Origin of the sequence: Rhodococcus sp. KBW08 (assembly GCF_003852455.1) — a bacterium.
In the GTDB taxonomy this organism is placed as follows: Bacteria; Actinomycetota; Actinomycetes; order Mycobacteriales; family Mycobacteriaceae; genus Rhodococcus_F; species Rhodococcus_F baikonurensis.
In genome coordinates, this window is sequence record NZ_QAJJ01000018.1 from 116,029 (window position 1) to 137,214 (window position 21,186).

25 protein-coding genes, 1 tRNA gene and 1 pseudogene are annotated in these 21,186 nt (G+C 62.9%); 18 read left to right on the forward strand and 9 right to left on the reverse strand.

The window, feature by feature from the left end; all coding sequences use genetic code 11:
* The 8 genes and pseudogenes from DBV08_RS24290 (at position 1) to DBV08_RS24320 (ending at position 6,132) form a co-directional block, all read left to right on the forward strand.
* Complete coding sequence (locus DBV08_RS24290; RefSeq protein ID WP_095972096.1) at positions 1-900, forward strand: carbohydrate kinase family protein; 900 nt, start codon at positions 1-3, stop codon at positions 898-900.
* Positions 897-1,904 carry a substrate-binding domain-containing protein gene (locus tag DBV08_RS24295; protein WP_124569148.1) on the forward strand — a complete coding sequence of 336 codons (1,008 nt, stop codon included), beginning with the start codon at positions 897-899 and terminating at the stop codon, positions 1,902-1,904. Before DBV08_RS24290 ends, DBV08_RS24295 begins: the two co-directional genes overlap by 4 nt.
* Before the next feature lie 2 nt (positions 1,905-1,906).
* The gene (locus tag DBV08_RS24300) at positions 1,907-2,677 is read left to right on the forward strand and encodes an ATP-binding cassette domain-containing protein (protein ID WP_003939830.1); all 771 of its coding nucleotides are present in this window, start codon (positions 1,907-1,909) and stop codon (positions 2,675-2,677) included.
* A complete protein-coding gene (locus DBV08_RS24305; RefSeq protein ID WP_003939698.1) occupies positions 2,674-3,717 on the forward strand; it encodes an ABC transporter permease in 1,044 nt (347 codons plus the stop codon). The genes DBV08_RS24300 and DBV08_RS24305 overlap by 4 nt, the downstream gene beginning before the upstream one ends.
* Positions 3,714-4,208, forward strand: a pseudogene (locus DBV08_RS32985) (phosphotriesterase); the annotation flags it as partial. The gene DBV08_RS24305 and the pseudogene DBV08_RS32985, both read left to right, overlap by 4 nt.
* Before the next feature lie 37 nt (positions 4,209-4,245).
* Positions 4,246-4,764: a hypothetical protein gene (locus DBV08_RS32990; protein ID WP_260395739.1), complete on the forward strand. Its 519-nt coding sequence runs from the start codon at positions 4,246-4,248 to the stop codon at positions 4,762-4,764.
* The gene (locus tag DBV08_RS24315) at positions 4,757-5,509 is read left to right on the forward strand and encodes a glutamine amidotransferase (protein WP_124569149.1); all 753 of its coding nucleotides are present in this window, start codon (positions 4,757-4,759) and stop codon (positions 5,507-5,509) included. Before DBV08_RS32990 ends, DBV08_RS24315 begins: the two co-directional genes overlap by 8 nt.
* Positions 5,506-6,132 (forward strand): TenA family protein, encoded by a 627-nt coding sequence (locus DBV08_RS24320; RefSeq protein ID WP_095972099.1) that lies wholly within the window; start codon positions 5,506-5,508, stop codon positions 6,130-6,132. The genes DBV08_RS24315 and DBV08_RS24320 overlap by 4 nt, the downstream gene beginning before the upstream one ends.
* Before the next feature lie 97 nt (positions 6,133-6,229).
* On the opposite strand, the gene DBV08_RS24325 is transcribed toward DBV08_RS24320, so the two are convergent.
* Together DBV08_RS24325 and DBV08_RS24330 are read right to left on the reverse strand one after the other, a co-directional pair.
* Positions 6,230-6,303: transfer RNA gene (locus DBV08_RS24325), tRNA-Met, on the reverse strand.
* Positions 6,304-6,356: 53 nt separating this feature from the next.
* Positions 6,357-7,067: a FadR/GntR family transcriptional regulator gene (locus DBV08_RS24330; protein WP_124569150.1), complete on the reverse strand. Its 711-nt coding sequence runs from the start codon at positions 7,065-7,067 to the stop codon at positions 6,357-6,359.
* Positions 7,068-7,165: 98 nt separating this feature from the next.
* Between DBV08_RS24330 and DBV08_RS24335 the strand changes: the two genes are divergently transcribed.
* The 4 genes from DBV08_RS24335 to DBV08_RS24350 are packed head-to-tail and all read left to right on the forward strand — an operon-like array spanning position 7,166 to position 10,929.
* Positions 7,166-7,915, forward strand: coding sequence for a (Fe-S)-binding protein (locus DBV08_RS24335; protein WP_095972101.1), 750 nt, complete (start codon positions 7,166-7,168; stop codon positions 7,913-7,915).
* Entirely contained in the window at positions 7,912-9,432 is a 1,521-nt protein-coding gene (locus DBV08_RS24340) for a LutB/LldF family L-lactate oxidation iron-sulfur protein (RefSeq protein ID WP_124569151.1), read from the forward strand. The genes DBV08_RS24335 and DBV08_RS24340 overlap by 4 nt, the downstream gene beginning before the upstream one ends.
* The gene (locus tag DBV08_RS24345; RefSeq protein ID WP_124569152.1) at positions 9,429-10,055 is read left to right on the forward strand and encodes an LUD domain-containing protein; all 627 of its coding nucleotides are present in this window, start codon (positions 9,429-9,431) and stop codon (positions 10,053-10,055) included. The genes DBV08_RS24340 and DBV08_RS24345 overlap by 4 nt, the downstream gene beginning before the upstream one ends.
* A gap of 58 nt (positions 10,056-10,113) precedes the next feature.
* Positions 10,114-10,929, forward strand: a complete 816-nt coding sequence (locus DBV08_RS24350; protein WP_095972104.1) for a mycofactocin-coupled SDR family oxidoreductase — start codon at positions 10,114-10,116, stop codon at positions 10,927-10,929.
* Positions 10,930-10,935: 6 nt separating this feature from the next.
* Here DBV08_RS24350 and DBV08_RS24355 read toward each other — a convergent pair whose 3' ends face one another.
* Both DBV08_RS24355 and DBV08_RS24360 read right to left on the reverse strand, forming a co-directional pair.
* A complete protein-coding gene (locus tag DBV08_RS24355; protein WP_124569153.1) occupies positions 10,936-11,574 on the reverse strand; it encodes an LON peptidase substrate-binding domain-containing protein in 639 nt (212 codons plus the stop codon).
* Positions 11,574-12,050, reverse strand: coding sequence for a DUF309 domain-containing protein (locus DBV08_RS24360; RefSeq protein ID WP_124569154.1), 477 nt, complete (start codon positions 12,048-12,050; stop codon positions 11,574-11,576). The genes DBV08_RS24355 and DBV08_RS24360 overlap by 1 nt, the downstream gene beginning before the upstream one ends.
* 140 nt (positions 12,051-12,190) lie before the next feature.
* On the opposite strand from DBV08_RS24360, the gene DBV08_RS24365 reads away from it, so the two are divergent.
* Positions 12,191-12,535 carry a YciI family protein gene (locus tag DBV08_RS24365; RefSeq protein ID WP_124569155.1) on the forward strand — a complete coding sequence of 115 codons (345 nt, stop codon included), beginning with the start codon at positions 12,191-12,193 and terminating at the stop codon, positions 12,533-12,535.
* Positions 12,536-12,541: 6 nt separating this feature from the next.
* Entirely contained in the window at positions 12,542-13,783 is a 1,242-nt protein-coding gene (locus DBV08_RS24370) for an RNA polymerase sigma factor (RefSeq protein WP_124569156.1), read from the forward strand.
* An 8-nt stretch (positions 13,784-13,791) separates the two neighbouring features.
* Here DBV08_RS24370 and DBV08_RS24375 read toward each other — a convergent pair whose 3' ends face one another.
* The 3 genes from DBV08_RS24375 to DBV08_RS24385 all read right to left on the reverse strand — a co-directional run bounded on the left by DBV08_RS24375 (position 13,792) and on the right by DBV08_RS24385 (position 16,480).
* On the reverse strand, positions 13,792-15,204 hold the full coding sequence (locus DBV08_RS24375) for an FAD-binding oxidoreductase (protein WP_124569157.1): 1,413 nt from the start codon (positions 15,202-15,204) through the stop codon (positions 13,792-13,794).
* 62 nt (positions 15,205-15,266) lie between these two features.
* The gene (locus DBV08_RS24380; RefSeq protein ID WP_124569158.1) at positions 15,267-15,845 is read right to left on the reverse strand and encodes a hypothetical protein; all 579 of its coding nucleotides are present in this window, start codon (positions 15,843-15,845) and stop codon (positions 15,267-15,269) included.
* A 35-nt stretch (positions 15,846-15,880) separates the two neighbouring features.
* Positions 15,881-16,480 (reverse strand): TetR/AcrR family transcriptional regulator, encoded by a 600-nt coding sequence (locus DBV08_RS24385; protein ID WP_054781655.1) that lies wholly within the window; start codon positions 16,478-16,480, stop codon positions 15,881-15,883.
* A 140-nt stretch (positions 16,481-16,620) separates the two neighbouring features.
* Here DBV08_RS24385 and DBV08_RS24390 point away from each other — a divergent pair, with 140 nt between their 5' ends.
* From DBV08_RS24390 to DBV08_RS24400, 3 genes are all read left to right on the forward strand, one after another.
* Positions 16,621-17,766, forward strand: coding sequence for an acyl-CoA dehydrogenase family protein (locus DBV08_RS24390; RefSeq protein ID WP_007730036.1), 1,146 nt, complete (start codon positions 16,621-16,623; stop codon positions 17,764-17,766).
* Positions 17,767-17,844: 78 nt separating this feature from the next.
* The gene (locus DBV08_RS24395) at positions 17,845-18,606 is read left to right on the forward strand and encodes an SDR family NAD(P)-dependent oxidoreductase (RefSeq protein ID WP_003939707.1); all 762 of its coding nucleotides are present in this window, start codon (positions 17,845-17,847) and stop codon (positions 18,604-18,606) included.
* Between the two features lie 97 nt (positions 18,607-18,703).
* A complete protein-coding gene (locus DBV08_RS24400) occupies positions 18,704-19,351 on the forward strand; it encodes a TetR/AcrR family transcriptional regulator (protein WP_124569427.1) in 648 nt (215 codons plus the stop codon).
* A gap of 3 nt (positions 19,352-19,354) precedes the next feature.
* On the opposite strand, the gene DBV08_RS24405 is transcribed toward DBV08_RS24400, so the two are convergent.
* Positions 19,355-19,816, reverse strand: coding sequence for an SRPBCC family protein (locus tag DBV08_RS24405; RefSeq protein WP_003940411.1), 462 nt, complete (start codon positions 19,814-19,816; stop codon positions 19,355-19,357).
* An 89-nt stretch (positions 19,817-19,905) separates the two neighbouring features.
* Between DBV08_RS24405 and DBV08_RS24410 the strand changes: the two genes are divergently transcribed.
* Entirely contained in the window at positions 19,906-20,532 is a 627-nt protein-coding gene (locus tag DBV08_RS24410; protein ID WP_124569159.1) for a TetR/AcrR family transcriptional regulator, read from the forward strand.
* A gap of 23 nt (positions 20,533-20,555) precedes the next feature.
* Here DBV08_RS24410 and DBV08_RS24415 read toward each other — a convergent pair whose 3' ends face one another.
* Positions 20,556-21,134: a TetR/AcrR family transcriptional regulator gene (locus DBV08_RS24415; RefSeq protein ID WP_124569160.1), complete on the reverse strand. Its 579-nt coding sequence runs from the start codon at positions 21,132-21,134 to the stop codon at positions 20,556-20,558.
* Positions 21,135-21,186 lie beyond the last annotated feature (52 nt).

The following is a 21,186-nucleotide window of genomic DNA, read 5'->3' on the forward strand; positions in this document are numbered from 1 at the left end:
ATGATTGTCTTCTGTGGATACGCCAACAACGATGTGACGGTACATGTCCCACACGTACCGGTACTCGGGGAGCGCGTTCAGGCAACGGCCATCAGTCAGATCGACGGTGGAATGAATGCAAATGCTGCGGTATCCGCGGCCAGAATGGGCGCGCAGGTGATCTTTGCCGGTGCCGTGGGCCCGGACGCGCGGTCCACCGAGTTTCTCGAAGCCCTCGAGGCAGATGGCGTCGACACCAGTTGGTCGCCGCGAGATGCGTTCCTGTCGACGGCAGTAGTTCTCATCGCGCAGGACGGCGATCGCTCCATCATCAGCCAGGACGACCCGAACGATGCCGAACGCATCGGTGTTGTGGTCACCAGATTGGCCGCTGCCGGCGGTGGACGGCTGTTCCTCGACGGATACCGGGCGGAGTTTCTGCCTGACGTACTGCCGGGAAGCGTAAGTCTGGTAATCGATCTGGACGGTTGTGAAAACAAGGCCGCGGCGCTGCGCGCGTTCGCGCTCGCCGACCACGTCGTGGTAGGGCGTGCCCTGTGGGAAGGCGAGTTCGGAATCGCTTTCGATCAGTGGCAGACGCTGGCCGCCGAGCACAACACCCACCTGCTGGTGACCGACGGCTCGCGAGGTTGGACACTGGCCACACCGGACGGCGAGGTGACGAGCGAACCGGCAGTAGTGGTCGACGTCGTCGATGCAGTCGGGGCCGGTGATTGCTTCGGCGGTACGTACATCGCTTTTGTTGACGCCGGGCGCTCACCGGTGGACGCCGCACGACTCGCTGGGGCATCGGCTGCATTGGCGTGCGCCACCGCCGGCCCCCGCGGATGCCCCACCCGAGATGAATTGGACAGCTTCACAGCAACATTGACCCCTCACACCCTTTTGGAGACTCGATGATGAAACGTGCATTGCCTCTGGCGCTGGGAGCTGCAGTCGCGCTCACGCTCACCGCTTGTGACTCGGCTTCGTCGAGTGACTCGAAGGACGCATCGGGTGGCTCGTCCGTCCCGCAGCCGACCCGGGTCGCCGAAAGCTGTGACGGGACGAACGGCAAGCTCAAGGTCGGTCTGGTGACCATCAACCTTCAGGCGCTGTACTTCAACCAGATCAACAATGCCGCGAAAAACGTCGCGGACAAGGCAGGCGTCGACCTGCAGATCATCAGTGGCAACGACGATTCCGTCGCGCAGGCCAACGCCTTCGACAATCTGATCGCCGCCGGAGTCGACGCGATCATCGTCGATGCAATCGACACGGACGGAATCAAGCCGTCGGTGGTCAAGGCCAAGAACGCGGGCATCCCCGTCGTCGCTGTCGACGCGACCATCGACGATCCGGCACTGTCGACTCAGGTCGGTACGGCAAATGCCGAGGGAGGTGCCAAGATCGGAAACACCTTGGCCGACGTCGCGAACAACACCGGAACGGTCGGTATCGTCGGTGCGCTCAACAGCACTGTCCAGTTGGAGCGGCAGAAGGGCTTCACGGAGACCGTGACCGGCCGCGGAATGACCGTCGGCACCGTCGTGGACGGACGTAACATTCAGGAGAACGCGCAGACTGCAGCGGAGAACCTGCTGACCGGCGGTGGCGACATGAAGTACGTCTACGCAACCGGTGAGCCGGCGTTGATCGGACTCGTCGCGGCGGTCAACAGTCAGAAGGCGCAGGATCGCATCGAAGCAGTCGGTTGGGATCTTTCGGATCAGGCGGTAGGCGGACTCAAAGCCGGCTGGCTTAAAGGCGTGGTCCAGCAGAACACCTTCGAATTCGGCCACGAGGCAATGAATTCGGCAATCGACCTGGCTTGTGGTCGCGGCGCTCCGGCGAACATCCCCGTCCCCACCCAGATCGTGACCCCGGAGAACGTAGCCGACTACATGTACTACTTGGAGAAGTAATCATGGCACCTCCACTGATCGAACTCTCGGGCATCACCAAGTCGTACGGACCGGTGAAGTCCCTTCAAGGAGTTGACCTTCGGCTGGCGAAGGGTGAAGTACTCGGAGTGGTCGGCGACAACGGCGCCGGTAAGTCCACGCTGATGAAGATTCTCGCCGGTGCAGTTCAGCACGACGGCGGCGAAATGCGTGTCAACGGTGAACCGGTACGCTTTTCGACGCCGCTCGACGCGCAGCAGAAGAAGATCGGAATCGTCTACCAGGATCTGGCTCTGTGCGACACGCTCGACGTCGCCAGCAACCTGTTCCTCGGCAGAGAACCGCGAAAAGGTCCGTTCCTCGACCGGCACGCCATGCACGAGAAGGCGGCTCACATTCTCGCCGACCTGCATGTCAAGGTGAAATCGACCTACCAGGAGATCGGGCAACTGTCCGGCGGGCAGCGGCAAACCGTCGCGATCGCCCGCGCAGTCTCCTTCCGACCCGACGTACTGATCCTCGACGAGCCCACCGCGGCGCTCGCCGTCGCAGAGGTCGAGTCGGTACTCAAGCTGATCACGGACGTGGCAGCGGCCGGGGTGGGCGTCATTCTCGTGACGCACCGCTTGCAGGATCTGTTCCGCGTGTGTGACCGAATCACGGTCATGTACGAGGGGCAGAGCGTCGACGACGTTCCGATCGGCGACCTGAACATCGAGTCCCTCGTCGGACTCATCACTCGAACTCCGGTGCCGCAACGGACATCGGCAGCAACACAGGGAGCCACGGCATGACCACTCTCGAGAAGACCCAGGCGCCGATCGAGCGCAAGCTCGCCGCGAAACCCTCTTTGTGGGACAGCGTCAACAAACCGACGCTCGCGATGCTGGCGGTGACAGTTGCTGTCGCAGCCGTCTTCTCGGCAACCACGTCGTCATTCCTGACGTTCACGAACCTGTCGAACTTGGCGACCCAGATCGCTCCGGTTCTGATCATCGCGGTGGCAATGACTTTCGTGATCACGGCCGGTCAGATCGACCTGTCCGTCGGTGCGATCGTCGCGTTCGTCGCGGCAATGAGTGCCGAGCTGATCCAGGCCGGCGTCGATTCGTCCCTGGTCTTCGTCGCCGCCCCGGTGATGGGTGCGGCCTGGGGCCTGGTCAACGGGTGGCTCGCCGCCTATCAGGGCATTCCGCCGTTCATCGTGACTCTGGCGACGATGTCCGTCATCCGCGGTATCGCGCTGTACCGGACCGAAGGGTTCTCCGTTCCGGTCCCGGCCGACACCTACTTCGCGAAGCTCGGAACTGCGGAGTTCCTCGGGTTCTCCGCCAGCGCCTGGATTGCTCTCGTCGTCGTGGTCATCGGAGCAATTGCGCTCAACCGCATGCGTTTCGGACGTTACGTCACCGGCATCGGCTCCAACGTCGAATCGGTACGACGGTCCGGCGTCAACACGCGTCGCGTGCTCATGATGACGCTCGTCTTCACCGGCCTGGCTGCCGGCATCGCGGGACTGCTGATCGCGGCTCGACTGGGCTCGGGATCGGCCAACTCCGCAACGGGATTCGAGCTCACCGTGATCACCGCGGTGGTTCTCGGTGGCACCAACCTCTTCGGCGGTCGCGGCACGGTGATCGGTACCGTCATCGGCGCCGTCCTGACCGGCATCATCGCCAACGGGCTGACCTTGCTCGGCGTGAGCCCGTTCCTGACGCCGATCATCACCGGTGTCGTTCTGCTTCTGGCCATCTGGATCAACATGCGCGGACACACACTGAGTGCGCTGTGGCGACACCTGCAGTCTGCACCCTCGGGGCCTGCACGCTCATGAGCAAGGTTCGTACCGTCACGGGAACTGTGGACAGCTCGGAACTCGGACTGGTTCTCCCACACGAACATCTGCACAACGACGTCACCGGTGCGTACACCGAGGCCCCGGATCCGGTTGTGGCGCAGCGGTTGGCCGGTCCGGTACGCGCCGAGGATGCCTGGCTTCTTCACGACAATCCGTACTACAGTCTCGACAATTGTCGAGTCGACGACGCAGCGGCCGTGGTGGAAGACCTTGCGGACTTCGCCCGCCTCGGTGGTCGGACGATCGTCGATCTGACGCCGCCGGGACTGGGCCGGGCGCCGGAGAAGTTGGCGGAGTTCTCGCGCACGTCAGACGTGCGAGTGATCATGGGTTCTGGCTGGTACCTCGAGACGACCCATCCGGTCGAGGTTCACGAACTCGGTGTCGACGATCTGGCGGGCTCGCTCGTCGCGGATTTCGATCCGGCAAAGGAATTGGCTCCGGGAGTGATCGGGGAGATCGGTATCTCGCCGCTCTTCACTCAGAACGAGGCGAAGGCCTTGCGTGCGGCGTGCATCGCTCAGCGTGAGGTGGACGTGCCCCCTGTTCGTCCACCTTCCAGGCTGGCAGCGCGTCGGACATCACGTTGTCGACATCGTGGTCGACGAGATGGGCGTCGATCCGCAGGCCGTAGTTCTGTGCCACATGGACCCGTCGGGGCACGACGCCGACTACCAACGATCGCTCGCCGACCGCGGAGTCTTTCTCGAGTTCGACATGATCGGGATGCCTTTCGATTTCCCCGGCGAGGGTCTCTCTCCGCATCCGGCGGAAACAGCCAGTGCGGTAGCCGGATTGGTCACCTCCGGTCACGCATCACAACTCTTGCTCAGTCACGACCTCTTCCTCAAATCAATGCTCAGAAAGCACGGCGGAAACGGATTCTCCTACGTACCACTCGCCTTCGCCGCCCGGTTGGTGCGCGCAGGCGTAGATCCCCAGCAAGTGTCCGCACTGATGCGAGACAACCCGAGGTCGCTCTTCGAGCAGGCCGCGAAAGGAAACAGAAGCAGTCATGGGTAAACGAGTACTGATCGCCGGCGAGAGCTGGATGACGACGTCGACGCACGTCAAGGGCGTCGACGAGTTCAGTGTCCATTCCTACGTCGAGGGAGTCGGTCCGCTTCGGGATGCGCTCACCTCACGTGGCCACGACGTGACACACATGCCCGCACACCTGGTGCCGACGCAGTTCCCCGGCACCGCAGAAGCGTTGTCCCAGTTCGACGTCGTCATTCTCTCCGACATCGGAGCGAACTCGCTGCAGTTGGCTCCCGGTGTGTTCGACCAGTTCCGCGCCGGCGAGGATCGCCTTGTCGCGCTTCGTGACTGGGTCGGTGCGGGTGGCTCGCTGATGATGATCGGTGGCTACCTCTCGTTCTCCGGATTCCAGGCGCGAGCAGCTTTCCGGCAGACCGCGATCGCCGAGGTATTGCCTGTGACGATGCTGGCCGAGGACGATCGCGTCGAGACACCGGCCGGGATCGTTCCCACCGTCGTCGATGCTGCTCACCCGGCTCTCGGTGGTGCCGGGGATTCGTGGCCGGCGCTCCTGGGATACAACCGCGTCGTCGCAAAAGACGGTGCTGCGGTTCCCGCCACCATCAACGGCGATCCGCTTGTCGCTGCGGGTGAATACGGCGCCGGACGGTCGATCGTCTTCACCTCGGACTGCTCTCCGCACTGGGCTCCGCCGGAGTTCTGTGAGCAGTGGCCCGGATACACCGACCTGTTCGACGGCTTGATCAGTTGGGTCGCCGGCGAATGAGTCGGTCCTCAGACCTGCTCGCGCGGCAGCAGAGCAACCTCGCTGCCGCGCGGGCGGTTCCATTCATCGAGGACACCATCGGCGGGACGTTGAGTGATGAGGGATTTCGCCGGTACCTCGTGATCGAAGAGGCATTCGTACTGACGGCCGTCAAGGTGCTGGGGTTGGTGGTCGCCGAATCCCCGACGCTCGACGACGCGCTCGACCACGTGACGTCGATGTCCAACCTGGTCGGCGAACAGCGCGAGTATTTCGCGCAGTTGCGTTCCCGCTTCCCCTACGAGGGGGACGCAGCGGCTCTGGTCGAGGAGTCGGCCGTGCTGTCCACCCACGCCTTGACGCTGGCTCGCGAAGAGGGCAGGGCGGCGGCCCTGGTGGGCATGTACGCCGCGGAAACCTTGTATCTGTCGTGGTGCCGGGAGGCGGCGGCAGTGAAGGTAGAGCGCGAACCAGCGTTGCAGGACTGGGTGGACATGCATGTCGCTCCGCCGTTCGTGTCCCAGGTGGCGGTACTGGCGTGCGAAGTCGACGCCATGCCCGAGTCCGTCACTGACGAGGACCTGGATCGGTGGTTCTCCGGCATGCTCGCCGCGGAGATCGATTTTCACAACGTGGCGGTGTGAACCACTGCTGTGCGCCTTTATTAACCCCCGGCGGTTAATAAAGGCGCACAGCAAAAGGCCCGTAGGTCGCTTTCGCAACCTACGGGCCTCTTCTTTGTAGCGGGGACAGGATTTGAACCTGCGACCTCTGGGTTATGAGCCCAGCGAGCTACCGAGCTGCTCCACCCCGCGTCGGTGTGAAACCAACAGTACACGACTTCTGGAGGTGCAATTACCACCCCCTGTCACCGGCTGGAGTGAGCGCTTTCCGAGTAGTAACCGTGGATGTGGCCGACTATGCGCTGACGTGCGAGTTCGCCGTCACCCGCGTTGACCGCATCGATCAATCCTCGGTGTTCGTGACGTAGTCGCGTGCAGGTGCTCGGCCAGCTGTCGATCTGGACGCCCGCGAGAACGTAGGCCTCGATGGACTCGCGCAGGCCGGTCATCATTGCTGCGATCACCTGATTGCCCGCCGCGTCGGCGAGCGCCACGTGGAACTGCGCGTCGAGTAGCAGGAATTCCTCGGCCGAGAGAGCTGCGTCGTCCATCGAGTCGAGCAGTTCGACAGCGGCGCTGAGGTCAGGTGTCGGGGTTCGCGATGCCAGGGACTGCATCACCTCGGATTCGAGCACGAGTCGTGTCTTCACCACGTCCGAGACCGGAAACCCTTGTGCTGCAACCTGCATTCGCATCAGCATGGTCATGCCGCCGGTCGGTTTGGCCACGATCATCGCTCCGGACGTCGGGCCGGATCCCGTCTGCGCTTTCAGCAGGCCGAGAGCTTCCATAACGCGCAGGGCCTCGCGGACCGATGACCGTCCGACGCCCAGTTCGGCCGCCAGAATTCTCTCTCCCGGAAGCCGCTGGCCTGGAGAGACCTCGCCTGAAACGAGCCGACGTTCGAGATGGCTCAGTACTTGTTCCCACGCTCGCGGGCCCGGCTCGGTCGGCATGAGGCAAGAGCATAACCGGGTGGGCGTCGTTTATGGGGTGGCCTGTCCAGGGATGTATTACTGTGGTCAGACCACACCGACAGATTGCGGGGATCCACATGCGCGTAGCGCTGTTCGCCACCTGCATCGGGGACACGATGTTTCCCGACGCCGCCAAGGCCACCGCCCTCCTGCTGACCCGTCTCGGGCACGACGTCGTGTTTCCGTCCGGGCAGACCTGCTGCGGGCAGATGCACGTGAACACCGGCTACCAGCCAGGTGCGCTGCCGCTGGTCGCGAACTACGCCGACACCTTCGGTGACACGTCGATCGACGCCGTTGTCGCACCGTCGGGATCGTGCGTCGGTTCGATCCGCCATCAACACGAGATCGTCGCCGAGCGTTACGGCACCGCGTCGCTGTGTGGACAGGTGCAGACCGTGAAGGCAAAGACGTACGAGCTTTCCGAATTCCTCGTGGACGTTCTCGAGGTCACCGATGTGGGCGCGTACTTCCCGCACCGGGTCACCTATCACCCGACCTGTCACTCACTGCGCATGCTGAGGGTGGGAGACAAACCACTTCAGTTGCTGCGCAACGTCCGCGACATCGATCTGGTCGAACTCCCCGAAGCAGATTCCTGCTGCGGCTTCGGTGGCACGTTCGCCATCAAGAATGCCGAAACGTCGACGGCCATGCTGGCGGACAAGATTCGCCACGTCGCGGACACCGGCGCCGAATTCTGCAGCGCCGGAGATTCCTCCTGCCTCATGCACATCGGCGGCGGGATGTCGCGACTGCAGATGGGCGTCAAGACCATTCACCTCGCGGAGATTCTGGCGTCGGTGGAAAGCCGGGTGCACGCATGAGCGCTGTGACGCTGGGTCTGCCCAGCTTCCCGCCGAGGTCACCCGAAGGTGCAGGATTCCTGCGAGGTACTGAGAAGTTTCCCGCCGCAGCACATCACGAGCTGGCCAACGCGCAACTGCGACGCAATATCGGCAAGGCGACGCACACCATCCGTGCCAAGCGCATCAACGTGACCGGCGAGCTTCCCGATTGGGAAGAGCTGCGTGACGCGGGTGCGGCGATCAAGGCCGACGTCATGGCGCGGTTGCCGGAACTGCTCGAACAGTTCGAATCCGCAGTAATCGCTCGTGGTGGGAAAGTGCATTGGGCAGCGGATGCCAACGAGGCCAACGCCATTGTGACCGAACTTGTCAAAGCCACCGGCACCGACGAGGTCATCAAGGTCAAGTCGATGGCAACGCAGGAGATCGGGCTCAACGAGCATCTCGAAACCCAGGGCATCACCGCCTACGAGACCGATCTCGCGGAATTGATCGTCCAGCTCGGCCACGACAAACCGTCGCACATTCTGGTTCCCGCCATCCATCGCAACAGGTCCGAGATTCGAGAGATCTTCCTTCGTGAGATGCCAGATGTCGATCCGAACCTCGGGGAGAATCCGGCCGAGCTCGCCGCAGCCGCGCGAAAATTCTTACGCCACAAGTTCATGACGACGCCGGTCGCAGTCTCCGGCGCCAACTTCGGTATCGCGGACACGGGAACACTGACCGTCGTGGAGTCGGAGGGCAATGGGCGAATGTGCCTGACGCTGCCGAAAACGCTGATCACCGTGATGGGCATCGAGAAGATTCTGCCGACGTATCAGGATCTGGAGGTCTTCCTTCAATTGTTGCCGCGGTCGTCGACAGGGGAGCGGATGAACCCGTACACCTCCATGTGGACCGGAGTGACGCCCGACGACGGTCCACAGGAGTTCCACCTGATCCTCCTCGACAACGGCCGGACTGCCGCGCTTGCCGACAAGATCGGACGGGAAGCCCTGAGCTGCATACGGTGCTCGGCGTGCCTGAACGTGTGCCCGGTCTACGAGCGCACCGGTGGTCACGCTTACGGATCGACCTATCCGGGGCCGATCGGCGCGGTGCTGACTCCGCAGCTCGCGGGCATGCATGGCAAAGACGATCCCAACTCGACGCTTCCTTTTGCCTCGAGTCTGTGCGGTGCGTGCTTCGACGCCTGCCCGGTCAAGATCGACATACCGTCTCTTCTGGTCGAATTGCGCCACCAGAAGGTCGAGCAATCCGGTGTCACGGCAGAGTCTTTGGCGATGAAAGCCGCCTCTATTGCGATGTCGACCGAGGGCCGATGGACCCTCGCGCAGAAAGCCGCCGGGATCGGACGCGTCATGGCCGGCAAGAAGGCGAAGATCTCCACCTTGCCACCTCTACTGAACGGTTGGACTGCTGCCAGAGACATTCCCGCGCCGCCCAAGCAGACCTTCCGATCCTGGTGGGACTCCGACGAAGGCCGCGCGGCATTGGACGAGGCTCGTCGCGACGGGAAGGCAGACAGATGAATTCACGCGAGTTGGTACTCGGACGCATTCGTGATGCCATCACCTTGGCGCCCGCCCGTGAGAGCGAGATACCGCGAAACTACCGGACTGGCAGAACCATGTCCGCCGACGCCCGCATGGATCTGTTCGTCGATCGCCTCGAGGACTACAAGGCGCATGTCCACCGTTGCACTGCAACAGAAATCGCCGAGGTCGTCACCTCGATACTGACGGCACAGGGGCTACGCACATTGGGAATCCCCGCCGGCCTCGACCGATCGTGGGTAGCCGGATTCGACGGAACGCTGGTGGTGGACGGCCCTGACGTACCGGCTCCTGAACTCGAGAACCTCGACGCCGTTGTCACCGGCTCGAAGGTATCGTGCGCCGAAACCGGCACCATCTTCCTCGACGCCGGTCCATCGCAGGGCCGCCGTGCGTTGACGCTGGTACCGGACACACACATCTGCGTCGTGTATCGCAGCAGTGTGGAAGTGGGAGTGCCGGAGGCGATTGCGAAGTTGACGCCGGAGCGCCCCACCACCATGATCAGCGGCCCGTCGGCGACCTCCGACATCGAACTCGAACGCGTCGAAGGTGTCCATGGTCCGAGGAATCTTCACGTCGTCATCGTGGAGGACTGATTCCCGTCGAGCGGGAACGCGGAGGCAGCGGGCTACATCAGCGTCTAACGTCCCGGCCATGACACAACTCTTGGCAGGCAAGGTCGTTTTCATCACCGGTGCAGCGCGGGGTCAGGGACGCAATCACGCGATCCGACTCGCGCAGGAAGGTGCACACGTCATCGCTGTCGACGTGTGCGCGTCGGTGTCCGAAGACGTGGGTTACGCGGCCGCGACTGAAGCCGACCTCGAAGAAACGGCTCGTCTCGTACGAGCGGAGGGGCGCGAGATCGTCACCGCCGTAGCGGACGTCCGTGACCTCGAGGCGCTGCGGGCGGCGGTGGCGTCGGGCGTCGACAGGTTCGGTCGCCTCGACGTCGTGATCGCCAATGCGGGCATCGCAACGTGGAACCGTTTCTGGGAGATGCCGGAAGAGCAGTGGTCGACGCTGGTGGATATCAATCTCAATGGTGTCTGGCGCACGATGGCGGCCGCAGTTCCTGCAATGATCGAAGCCGGCAACGGCGGTTCCATAGTGATTGTGAGCAGTGCCGCCGGCGTTGCCGAAGCGCCCGGCTGCGCGCACTACTCGGCGGCCAAGCACGGCCTCGTTGGTTTGGCACGCACCGCGGCAACGGAATTGGGCGGCTTCGACATTCGAGTCAACAGCATCCACCCTGGAGCGGTGGAGACCGAGATGGGCAACGATCCCAACGTCGGTAAGGTACTCACCGCTCATCCGGAGTACATGAACTCGTACAAGTGGCCGCTCACGTCCGTCCCGCGCACCACCGTCGAGGACATCTCCAACGCCGTGGTCTATCTCGCGACAGATCTCTCAAGAGCGGTCACCGGGACGAAGATCGTCATCGACATGGGCCAGACGATGGCGTAGTCGCGCTCAGAGCAGATTGAACTGCGCTACCTCGATGGTGTTCTCGACTGCCTCCGAGAGTGTGCGGATACGTTCGTCGGCGCCTGGCGCGGTCAGTACAGCCAGACGATCGGCGTCACCCATCGGAATACTTCGTGCCAGGGCGTACAGCCGAGAACCCAACGGATCCAAGGGATCAGGTGGGACGGGCATTCGCGGGGTCTGTTCGCCGGCTCGTAGTGCGAGCTTTCCCAACATGCCGTACATGAACTCGATGCGCTCGAGCAAAGAGTCGTATTCGTAAGCGGTGACGGGTGTTCCGTTGTTCTCGTCCGGCCACAGTTCGACCTCGGCAAGCGGGTAGGGATCGTCCGGCAGCCAGCGATTGACCCGGATGCGATCCTCGGTCCGGCAGTACAGCTGATACCGTCCGGCACCCATGGCGACATGAGACTCGATCCGAGCCAGACTGCCGACGTCGTGACGTGATTCGCCGCCGCCGACCTCGTGGCCACGAGCGATGAGCACTACCCCGAACAGTGGGCCGTCGGCAGCTTCGAGAACGTTCTCGACCAGCGCGCGGTACCGAGGCTCGAAGATGTTCAGCGGCAACACCTCGCCCGGTAGCAATGCGGAGCCGAGCGGAAACATGGGGAAGATGGGCATCAGGGGATTCTCAACCTCGGAATCGGAGGGGCGGGGAAATCGCCGGGGCGATCGATTTCGGCGAGCAGGTGTTCGGACCACGTCAGAAGACCAGGGATGTCGAGGTCGTGCGGGCTTTCCACTTCGTAGTGCCTGAGGCGGTCGTGACCCTGGCCGAGGAGTGAGACGGCGCCGGTGTTGTTGCCCCGAAGCAGATGGGTGAGCCCGACGGCCAGCTGAGCCAGTCCCTGCCACAGGTCACGTTCCTCGGGCGGCGCGCTTTTCCACGTTCCTTCGAGAATCTCGTGTGCGTGAAAAGGCATGCCGTGGTCGAGGAGGCGCTGAGCCTCGGTGATGGACTCGTCTGGTGGCAGGCGTACATCGTCCGGAATGCGCGGAACGCCGCCCGGCGCGTCGCGTGGCAGTGGACGGCCGAGTCCGTCGCGGGGCCGCGAATTGAGGGGTTTCCCAGCGGCGTCCCGGTCGCGTTCGGTCATACACTCAGCCTAACGGCAGCACCTCGGACGAACCCGCCAAAAGTTTTTTCGAGTCGCCTGTCGATTCCGGGGAGAACCGTTCGTCGTCATGTTGTAAGGCAAGAAAGCCGGAAGAGAAACAACAGACCAAGGAGTCAGTCATGAAGTACATGTTGCTCATCTACACCGCGCCCGGCGGAGACAACGAACCCCAGTGCACGTTCGAGGACTGGCAGCAATACGACAAGGAAATGAAGGATGCCGGTATCTGGGTGTCCGGCGATGCCCTCGCCGACCTGACGACTACGACAACGGTTCGAGTCTCGCAGTCCGGAGAAAAGACCGTCACCGACGGACCCTTCGCAGAAACACGTGAGATCCTCGGCGGCTACGACGTCATCGACGTTCCCGATCTGGATGCGGCGCTGGCCTGGGCCGCGCGGTGCCCCGGCGCGCGCGACGGTGGCAGCGTCGAGGTGCGTCCGCTGGCCGGATTCGGGGACTGATTCGCCGTGGACGAGCAGGCCGAGAACTCCATCGAGTCAGTGTTCCGGGAGGAACGTGGACGGCTCTTGGCCTCGCTCGTCCGCCGTTTCGGTGACCTCGATCTGGCCGAGGAAGTCACGTCCGAAGCCGTCGAGGCCGCGTTGGTGCACTGGCCCGTGGACGGAGTTCCGGAAAAACCCGGTGCCTGGCTGCTGACCACGGCGCGTCGTAAAGCCGTCGACAGGCTTCGTCGTGATCAGGCCTACGCGGCGCGATTGGCCGTGATGCAGGTGGACGCCGACCGTGCCGACTCGGCGCCTCGCGTCGTCGAGGGGGAACTTCCCGACGAGCGGTTGCAGCTGTTCTTCACCTGCTCGCACCCGGCGCTCGCCGAGGACGACCGAATCGCACTCACCTTGCGTTGCCTCGGCGGGTTGACGACGCCCGAAGTAGCTCGGGCCTTCCTCGTGCCCTCGGCGACGATGGCGCAGCGGATCGTGCGTGCGAAGAAGAAGATCCGTCAGGCTCGGATTCCCTTCCGAACTCCCAGCGCCGAAGAACTCCCGGAACGTCTGCCTGGTGTTCTGCAGGTGATCTATTCGGTGTTCACCGAGGGGTACGCAGCGAGTTCGGGTCCAGATCTGCAACGCGTCGACTTAGCAGTAGAGGCGATCAGGCTGGCGAGGATCTTGCGCGCTTTGCTTCCCGAGGAGCGCGAGATCGCCGGGTTGCTCGCGTTGATGCTTCTCGTCCATGCGCGCCGGGGTGCCCGTACCGACGCCGGTGGCGCGATCGTGCTCCTCGAAGATCAGGATCGCGGGTGCTGGGATACGCCGATGATCGAGGAAGGAAGCGACCTGGTCGTGGTCGCGTTGACCGGGGGAGCGCCGGGGCCGTACGGGGTCCAGGCGGCTATCGCCGCATTGCACGACGAGGCCGCCGATGTGCAGAGCACCGATTGGCCGCAGATCTGCGCGCTCTACGGAGTGCTCCTCACGTTGACGCCTTCGCCTGTCGTCGCAGTCAACAGGGCAGTGGCGCTGGCGATGCGCGACGGCGAGGAGGTTGGGCTGGCAGCGTTGGAAGAACTGGCAGCGGAGCCCAAACTTGCCGACTACCACCCGTATCACCTGGCGCGCGCCGAACTGCTCGCGAGGTTGGGGCGTGCCGACGCGGCAGCATCTGCGTATCGGCAAGCTCTGAAACTCGTTGGTACGGAACCGGAGAGGGCCTACCTGGAGCGGCGGCTGGGTGAGGTTTCAGGCTGAGCGCCGCCTCAGACCAATTCGAGCCTTCGGGCCATGTCGGACACGAAAACACCTGTCGGATCGATGTTTCTGCGCATCTGGATCCACTCGTCGATGCGCGGATACATCGAGTGGAAGCTTGCTGCGGTAGTCCGAGAGTCCTTCGCGGTATAGAGGCGACCGCCGAATTCGAGTACCCGTTTGTCGAGGGAAGCGACGAACTCACCCAGTCCGGCCTTGATCGGGAAGTCGAAGGCCACGTTCCACCCGGACATCGGAAAGCTCAGTGGCGCTGCGTTTCCCTCGCCGAATAGTTTGAAGACGTTGAGCGCTGAGTAGTGTCCCGAACGCTGGATATCGCGGATGATGCTCTTGAATTCGTCCACCGCGTCGACGGGTACCACGAACTGGTATTGCAGGAATCCCTTGGACCCGTAGGCGCGGTTCCACTCACCGATGAGGTCGAGCGGATGGTAGAACTGCGTCAGATTTTGGACCTTTCCGACGTAGTTGCCGCCGGTGCGGTAGTAGAACTCGCCGATCGCAGAGGCCGAAAGCTTGTTCATCAAGCCGTTGGGAAAAACATCCGGAGTCGTGAACAGTTGTGGTGCATCGAATTTCAACGGATTCTTCTGCAATTTCAGCGGAAGCTGGTCGACGGTCGCCAACGAACCACGCGTGATCGAGGCCCGGCCGAGCTTCGGCGGCGCCCTGACTGCATCGAACCAGGCGCTCGAATACGTGTAGTCGGCTTCGCTGCCGTCGCTGTGAAAAGCGACGGTTTCATCAAGACTCGCGGTCAGAGCGCCGTCGTTGACGAAATACGCCGTTTCGGTCGGCGTCATCTCGAGGGTGACGCGCAGGATGATCCCGGTCAGGCCGATTCCGCCGACGGTAGCCCAGAAGAGCTCGGATGTCGGGCCATGCGGCTCCAAGGTTCGGATACTGCCGTCGCCAGTGAGCAGATCCATCGAGCGGACATGATTTCCGAAGCTGCCTTCGGTGTGGTGGTTCTTGCCGTGGATATCGCAGGCGATCGCTCCGCCGATGGTTACCTGGCGTGTTCCGGGGAGAACCGGGACCCAGAGGCCGAACGGTAGTGCCGCCCGCATCAGCTGATCGAGGGAAACTCCGGCGTCCATCTCCACCAGTCGGGTCTGGGCATCGATCTTGTGAATTCGACGGAAGGCAGTCATGTCGATGACCAAGCCGCCGGTGTTCTGCGCGTTGTCTCCGTAAGACCGACCCAGACCGCGGGCGATGACTCCGCGTCGGAGGTGCATGGGCTTGTCTGCATTGTCGTCTGCGACGCGGGCGACGGCCTCAGCGATCGCCTCTACATCAGGGGTCGAAACGACGTGCGAGGTCGATCGGGCTGTGCGACCCCAACCGCCGAGGACGGTGGACGCAGTGGTTGGTAGATCGGTGGAGTTGTCGGGCACGAAATCCGAGGGTACCTGTTTGCGGACCAACTGGTCTGAAACCGATGGCTGTGCCGGTTCGGCTATCTCGGGAGGTCGAAATCGAAGTACAGGGTCTCGGACCAGTAACCGAGGCCGAGTTCGCGTAGCGGTTCCTCGACGCTCTCCTGCGTCGGTGTGAACAGTCTCTCCCAGAACTTCGGCTTGGTGGGTGCGAGCGTGGCCAGAGCCGCCTCCATCTCCACATCGATGTTCGCCAGACCGGCCATCAGGGCCGCGCCCTGTTCGGCGAACGGTTCGTCGTCCATGTCGAAGATCTCGCCGCACTCGAGGACGAAGTAGTGGTCGGGTTCGGTGTGGCTGCGCAGGAAACGCAGCGCATCGCCGGCCATCGTGCCGAGTTCGGGGTGATCGATGCGGCCGAGGAAGTCTTCGAGCCGGGCGATACCAGGACCACAGGGCGCGGTGACCGCGATCAGGTCGGGGGTGTCGTCCCAGATGATCGACTGGCGGGCGAGCGGATTCACGGACACAAGGATCCTCGGGACCAGCGGTATCGCGTACGACCACTCCGAGATTCCTTTGAGTCCACGGGTGCGAGCGGCAGCCGGATTCTCATGCGGAGCAACAGGGGTCGAGTAGAGATAGGTGCGGTTGGCCACTGGCCGAGTCCTTTCTGCGGTCGGCGTCACCTGATTCAGGCGGCGCCCACCATCCTCAATGCCAGGTCTCCGTACAGTTTTCCGATGTCTTCCGGATTCGTGTAGTTGCCGGCAGGGAACCAGCGGCACACGTCGACGCACAGGGACATCAAGGCGAGGGTGACGCCTTCGGCATCGGGGATCGTGAAATCGCCCGACTGCACGCCGGCATCGACAACCTCCCGGACCACCCGCGTCGTGCTGCGGCGAAGCGCGACGACGGTTCGGTAGTGCTCTGGTGTGAGGGCAGTGAGTTCGTACTGGACAACGCGAGCGAGTGAATGGTGCCCCGCCTGCCAACTGGCGAACGTGCTGATCAGTTCCTGCAAGCGAACGGATGGTTCTTCACCCGGTCGGTCGGCGCCCTCGACCACCTTCAACGCTTCGGTGTGCCCTTCGTAGCTGATCGCGAAAAGCAACTCTTCTTTCGAGCGGTAGTGCGGGTACATGGCGGCGGGACTCATGTCGAGGCGCGCAGCGATGTCACGGGTGGTGGTGCCGCCGTAGCCCGCGGAGGCAAAAGCGTCCACGGCTGCCGCGCGGATACGGGCCGCGGCTTTGGAGGGGCTGATCACCACGTCAGGTGAGTCGCTCACGGTTTCCTCCAGGTGTGACGGATTTCGATGTTGACAATATCCCGCTCTCGATTCACTATAAGCAGGTGCTTAGATTCTAAGCGAATGCTTAGAAACATCGTTACGTGTGGCCTTGCCACGCCGAAAGGAAGCAACTCGTCATGCGTCGCACTCTGTACGGACCCGATCACGAGGCATTTCGCGAATCTGCCCGCGAATTCGTCAACCGGAACATCCTTCCGGTCGCAGAGAAGCTGATCGACCAGCGCTTCATCGATCGTGAAATCTGGCTCGAAGCGGGACGTAACGGTTTCCTCGGGCTCGAGGTTCCGGAGGCGTACGGCGGAAGCGAAGCCGGCGACTACCGCTTCAACGCGGTTCTGGCAGAAGAGCTCTCGCGCGCCAGTGCAGCTGTTGCCTCGAGCTTCGGTATCCACGCCGACGTCGTAGCTCCCTACCTCGTTCAGCTCACCACCGAAGAGCAGAAGCAGCGTTGGCTGCCCAAGTTCTGCACCGGTGAGATGCTGACGGCCATCGGAATGACCGAGCCTTCCGGTGGATCCGACCTCGCCTCGCTCAAGACCACCGCGGTCAAGGACGGCGACGACTGGATCATCAACGGCTCCAAGACCTTCATCACCAACGGCTACAACGCCGATCTCGTGATCGTGGCGGCACGGACCAGCCCCGAGAAGAAGTCCAAGGGCATCACGCTCTTTGCCGTCGAAACCGGCATGGAAGGCTTCGAGCGCGGACGCAAGCTCGACAAGGTCGGCCAGCACGAGTCCGATACCGCCGAACTGTTCTTCGAGAACGTTCGCGTGCCGTCCACCAACATCATCGGTGAGATCGACCGCGGCTTCATCCACATGATGGAAATGCTCCCGCAGGAGCGCGTCGGCGCTGCGGTGTCCAACATCGCGCACGCTGCTCCGATCCTCGAAGAGACGCTGCAATATGCCAAGGACCGCAAGGCTTTCGGTCAGCCGATCGGCTCGCTGCAGTGGAACAAATTCCTTCTCGCGGATCTCGTGACCCGCATCGAGGTCACTCAGGCCTACGTCGACAACTGCGTCGCGGCACACGCTGCCGGCGAGCTGACCGCCATCGACGCCGCCAAGGCGAAGTGGTGGACCGCGCAGGTTCAGAACGAGGTCCTCGATCACTGTGTTCAGTTGCACGGCGGCTACGGCTTCATGACCGAGTACCGCGCCGCTCGCGCGTGGATGGACGCCCGCGTCACCAAGATCTGGGCTGGATCCAACGAGATCATGAAGGAACTCATCGGCCGCGATCTCGGCCTGTAATTTCGCAACTGCAGTCGATACGTCACTGCCGTCCATACGTCACTTCCCGAACCCGACGACACAGGAGCATCACCGCGCATGTCTGTTCTCGACAAGTTCTCTCTGACCGATCGAGTGGTCATCGTGACCGGTGCGTCGTCGGGCCTCGGGGTGGCGTTTGCGAAAGCCGCAGCAGAGGCCGGTGCGGACGTCGTCCTCGCAGCTCGCCGCGTCGACAAGCTCGAAGACACCGCGAAGCTGGTGCGTGACGCAGGCCGCGAAGCGCTGTGCGTGGCCACCGACATCGTCGATCCCGCGCAGGCCCAGAACATGGTCGACGCCGCGATGGAGAAGTTCGGCCGCGTGGACGTCCTGGTCAACAACGCCGGCGTCGGAACCGCTGTTCCGGCAACCCGTGAGACCCCGGACCAGTTCCGCGCCGTCATCGACATCAACCTCAACGGTTCCTACTGGGCAGCGCAGGCGTGCGGCCGCGTCATGCTCCCGGGCAGCTCCATCGTCAACATCTCGAGCATTCTCGGATTGACGACCGCCGGACTCCCGCAGGCCGCCTATGCGGCGAGCAAGGCAGGTGTCGTCGGACTGACCCGTGACCTCGCACAGCAGTGGGGGACACGCAAAGGCATCCGCGTCAACGCGATCGCGCCAGGCTTCTTCAAGTCGGAAATGACCGACCAATACAACGACGGCTACTTGGACGCGATGGCTCCACGCCTGATCCTCGGCCGCATGGGTGACCCGGAAGAGCTCGCGGCCACCATGGTGTGGCTCGCATCCGAGGCAGGCGGATACGTCACGGGACAGACCATCGCCGTCGACGGAGGAATCACCATCACCTGACGCCGATGCCGAGAAGTCGCCGGCTTTGCCGTATAAGTAGCTGGTGACCTCTCGCGCCGAACCTCAGGAGAACTGGGAAGACCGTCCGCCACCATCCATGGCTGCGACGGAGCTTCTGCGTGACCTGCCGGTGACCGCCCGCGGCGTCCGTACCAGGGCTTCTCTGGTTGCAGCGGCTCGAACTGTGTTCGAGCGCGCCGGGTATCTCGACGCCCGTCTCACGGACATCACCAAGGAAGCGAACTGCTCCACCGGCACCTTCTACACGTACTTCGACAACAAAGAGCAGATCTTCGCCGCAGTTCTCGACGTTGCGCAGGAAGACATGTTGCACCCCGGCATGGGGCGGGTCCGCGATGTCGACAATCCGTATGCGGTCCTCGAATCGAGCAACCGTGCCTATCTGACGGCATTTCGCCGTAACGCCAAGCTGATGGGTCTGCTCGAACAGGTATCGCACATCGATCCGGCTTTCGCGAAACTGCGTCGGGACCGAGCCGAGACCTTCATTTCGCGTAATGCCCGAGCCATCGAACGCTTGCAAGCGGCAGGCAAGGCAGACAGCTCGTTGGATCCGCTGCTGGCTTCTCGAGCACTGTCGGCGATGGTGAGCCGTCTTGCCTACAGTTCGTTCGTCTCGGAAGAACCTGGCGCCGACGGCAACCCTGTCCCGTTCGAGGACGTCGTCAAGACGGCTACCCAAGTGTGGGCCAACGCCCTGGGCCTCGGAGGCGACCGCGGGTAGTTTTCAGCCTTCGCCGCGGGCCGCGAACTGCTCCTCGAGGCTGTGGCGCAATGTCTCCTCGCTGTTCTTGACAGCGTTTTCGACGAACGGCCCGATCAATCGGCCGAGTGCTTTTCCGGCAATGCCGCCGGGGAGTTTGTAGGCGAAGTCGACGGAAAGCTCGGTCTTGGAATCGTCGATCGCGGCGAATTCCCAGGTGGACGAGTTGGATACACCGCCGAGCGAAGACAGCTTGATGATCCGATTCTTCTCCCACTCGGTGACCTCGAGCTTGGAGCGCAACGTGCTGGGCCCGATCTGCATGGCCGCGTCGAACGTGGCGCCGAGCCCCTGATCGAACTCTCCGAACGGGGTGAACTCGGAAACACCGAACATCCACGTCGGGACATTGCGGTAGTTGTCGATGTAGTCGAAGGCGACATCAACCGGCACGGCAGCAACCGCGGTGTGGCGAACATGGATCATGACTGGTCCCTGTCTTTCGGTGAACACCGACTCTAACCAATGGCTCCGACGTGTTCGGCGGCGGCGCAAGAGCGATCTACGGTATCGGTATGACGAACGAGCTTCCGGTACGCGGGTCCTGGCGCGATTACGAAGACCTGGGATTGCCGAAACCGCTCGCCGCGGCGCTGGAGGCCTTCGTCGAGCAGGGTTATCACGGAACGTCGATCCGTGACGTGGCGTCGCGGTCCGGGCTGTCGGTGCCTGGGCTGTACCACCACTATCCGTCCAAGCAGGCTCTGCTGATCGGTCTGGCGACCGTCGTGATGACGGAGTTGTTGGAGCGAAGCCGCGCCGCCGAACTCGATGCCGGCGACGACCCCTCGGACCGTTTCGACGCGGTGATCGAATCTCTGTTGCGGTTCCACATGTTTCGACGCGAGCAGTCGTTCGTCGCCTCCTCCGAGATCCGCAGCATGGAGCCCGACAGTCGGGCGAGCTACATCGCGCAGCGCGACGAACAGCAGAAACAGGTGGACCGGATCGTCCTCGACGGCGTTGATTCGGGAGTGTTCGAGGCCGACCATCCCGAGGATGCCAGCCGCGCCGTTGTGACAATGTGCGTCGCCGTGGCGGTGTGGTACCGACCGGACGGTGAGTTGTCTCCGGAGGAGTTGGTGGAGAGGTATCTGGAGATAGCGCGGCGCATGGTGGGGGCGAAGCGGGTGGGGGAGTGACTGTGGGGGCGTAGCGGGGTGGATCAACCGGAATTCTTCAGCAATTCGAGCGCCGCGTCCCGGCCGGCCCCGAAGGGGGCGGTGCCGATACCGATCCCGTCTGCGACGAGGGCACCTTCGTGAAGCAGCATGATTGTCTCGACGAGACGTTCGTCGGCCCGCCCGTCCGTCGCCAGAATGCGCCGAAAGACGTCCAACATTTCCTGCTTCTGTTCGGCGATGACAGCGAATACCTGATGTGAGCGATCACTGAACTCGGCGTGCGCGTTGATCATGCTGCACCCCTTGCCTCCGCTCGCCCTCGACCAGGAGGCGGAAGCATCGAACACCGCACTCAACTGTTCGGCGCGGCTGTGTCCGGCTGATGCCAACTTCTTGTCGCGAAAGATCCGCCACCGCCGATCTCGATCCTTCAGATATTCCACGACGAGACCGTCTTTCGAGCCGAACCGCTCGTACAAAGTCTTCTTCGTGACCCCGGCGTCCAGTGCGACGGTATCCACACCGACGGCGTGAATCCCCTTTTCGTAGAACAACTTCGACGCCGACTCCAGGATGCGACGCGCTTTCGGAGTCAATTCAGGTGTGGATTCCTCTGTCATGGACAAAAGTATACCGATCTGTATAGTCGACTCCATGAGTAAACAGATCGGT